Here is a 2,420-nt window from a genome sequence, read left to right as displayed (position 1 = left end):
GTCGCTTACCTGCATAATGAAAGATCACGTCCTTATCCGGGGAGGCCTGTCCGGTATGCGATCCAACTCCCGTTGGAAAGCGCCTTGCATGGCAACATGTCTGGTCCCCGGGCAGGAGTCAGCAGAGGTCATAGTAGTTCGCCGCCAGCGGACGAAGGACCGAACCCAGAGAAGGGAAAAGGCCCGTCATGCTCGACCAGTGTGATGAACCCGACCGGGGGAGCAATTGGTCGGCGCGTTGACGATAAGCCCAATCCCGAAGAATACCTGTTGGAGCGGATTCTTTCCCGTGCCAACCTGAGTGAAACCTGGAAACAGGTCAAGGCCAACCGTGGAGCGCCGGGTGTGGACAACATGCCCCTTAACGACTTCATGGCCTATGCTTGGGAACTCCTGGTGAAGAGTCGTTGGGCGGGTGAGCGGGTGATGGCGAGCATTAGCCGGTTCCTAGAAAAGAAGCTCAAGCTCAAAGTCAACCAGGAGAAGAGCAAGGTGGCTCACACCAACGAGATCACCTTCCTCGGTTTTTCCTTTACCGGTGCCAAAATCCGTTGGTCGGACAAGGCCTTTGTGTGCTTTAAACAGCGCATCAAGGAGCTGACCGGACGGAGCTGGGGCGTCTCCATGGAGTACCGAATGTTCAAGTTGGCCGAGTATCTGCGCGGCTGGATGGGCTATTTCGGGATATCGGAGTTGTATCGACCCATACCCGAACTGGACCACTGGCTACGTCACAGGGTACGCATGTGCTACTTAAAGCAGTGGCGTTACTGCCGCACCAAGGTTCGCGAGCTAACCAAGCTCGGTACTTTCCTGCGAACTGCGATCTCGGTCGGTTTGAGCCGGAAAGGCCCGTGGAGATTGTCCCGTACATTGGCAACTCAGTCTGGAATGACCAATCAATGGCTCAAGGATCAAGGTTTGCTTTCTATCAAAGATCTATGGGTAAAGATTCATTACCCGGCTACGGCTCGGTAGCTCATGGGAACCGCCAAGTGCGGACCCGCTTGCTTGGTAGTGTGGGGGCTGGGGGAGAGACTCCCCCAGCTACCCGATTGGGCAATTTTATATTATTTTCAACTCATAGATGTTATGAAACCCGTCAATACAACCCATTCCTTTAATCTAATTAATGATTTGTCTACTAAGCAGTAGCCCTCTACACCACTTAGTGAATACCACATTGTGATGTTGTTTGAGAAAAAGTAGATGGTGTATTTTCCTGACTCTGCTAATTTTAAAAACTTAAGGAAATCTTCATCCTGATGATCCTTGTACATCGTTCTAATTACATCTATTTCAACTTCCTTTACTAGCCAATCTACTGGTACATAATTGTATGGATTTTCGTCTGTATAGTCTTTACCAGTACGGATTCCGAACTTTTTCATGTCACGGTTTTTATCAATAAAAACACCTTGACTCATATATTCCATTCTATTTTGAATGAAATAATACATTGACGCAGACCCAGCGCAGAAAGATAGGAAAATTGTAATCGATATCAATAAAACAGTTTTTATTTTGAACTTAACTTTCATGATTTTTATAAGCCCAACGTTGAGTTGAGGGGCGGCGTAATCTAAGGAAATGTTTTCTTAGAAAGGGTTCCTTCCAGTTGCCGTTTACTTGGAAAATGCCGTCAAGTTAAAGCCGTCCCTCTCGAACGCCTGGTTGGTAAATTATTTATTTTGTTGAAATTCTTCAGATTTAATTGATATTTTGTATTGCTCTTTATCTTCTTCTACTTCAACCTTCGTTATTGTTCTTTTGATTTCAGGGTATGAGGCATTTTTTTTACCTACCAATATCTTCAAATCATGTTGAAGGTGTTGCGAATTTATCAATTCAGGGTTTAACCTTTCGTATTCATCAGAAATTACAACGATCTGTTCATCTATTGTCTCTTGAGGATATAATGATAAATTCCAAGCAATACTTGCAAATTGCAAATAATTTCGTACTTCATCAAGATTATTTCCTTGTAAAGCGTAATCTTCACAATATTCACCAAATTCTTGGTTGATATCTTTTTGGGAGGTTTTTCCTTTTTGCCTATTTCGATTTTTTCTTTTCATTGTCAGAATTTATTATTCAATCTAAATCTTGCAAGTACCCTTTAGCAGGTCAATTGCATTCAAATTTCTCTTTTAAAGCACTTCGCAAAACAGACGCCTGACTACTAAATGTATCGAGGCTCTATGAAGCCACCTAAATTACCAGCGAGAAAACCTATTTTTCCAGCAAATATCCGGAAAAAAGGCGCAAGAATCCGCTGAAAATTCCAGTATGTTAAAATGTTGACTCTGTGCGACTCAGTTCAAGCCGACAGCAACCCAGGCATCCCATTGATTTGGATACAAATGATTTGCCGGTATCTTCAACCGCTGCTGATTTGAGCCTGTTATTAATCTGCCTGC

3 protein-coding genes and 1 pseudogene are annotated in these 2,420 nt (G+C 44.0%); 2 read left to right on the top strand and 2 right to left on the bottom strand.

Annotated features, from left to right (window positions below):
• Positions 1–205 (top strand): hypothetical protein (locus G493_RS34570; RefSeq protein WP_232363849.1); only part of this gene is annotated, 205 nt, incomplete at its 5' end.
• A gap of 164 nt (positions 206–369) precedes the next feature.
• Positions 370–978: pseudogene (locus G493_RS34200) on the top strand (group II intron maturase-specific domain-containing protein); the annotation flags it as partial.
• Positions 979–1,076: 98 nt separating this feature from the next.
• Here the strand turns inward: G493_RS34200 and G493_RS0127015 are convergent.
• Complete coding sequence (locus G493_RS0127015) at positions 1,077–1,427, bottom strand: hypothetical protein (protein WP_153306696.1); 351 nt, start codon at positions 1,425–1,427, stop codon at positions 1,077–1,079.
• Between the two features lie 255 nt (positions 1,428–1,682).
• Positions 1,683–2,078, bottom strand: coding sequence for a hypothetical protein (locus G493_RS0127010; protein WP_028582841.1), 396 nt, complete (start codon positions 2,076–2,078; stop codon positions 1,683–1,685).
• Between the last annotated feature and the right edge of the window lie 342 nt (positions 2,079–2,420).

Origin of the sequence: Desulfogranum japonicum DSM 18378 (genome assembly GCF_000429945.1) — a bacterium.
GTDB classification, from domain to species: domain Bacteria; phylum Desulfobacterota; class Desulfobulbia; order Desulfobulbales; family Desulfobulbaceae; genus Desulfogranum; species Desulfogranum japonicum.
The sequence above is the reverse complement of the archived record's forward strand: the minus strand, read 5'-3'. Positions and strand labels throughout refer to the sequence as shown.

Excerpts from the sequence above, each read along its gene's own strand:
- G493_RS0127015 (WP_153306696.1), bottom strand. The coding sequence starts at position 1,427 with ATGAGTCAAGGTGTTTTTATTGATAAAAACCGTGACATGAAAAAGTTC.
- G493_RS0127010 (WP_028582841.1), bottom strand. The coding sequence starts at position 2,078 with ATGAAAAGAAAAAATCGAAATAGGCAAAAAGGAAAAACCTCCCAAAAA.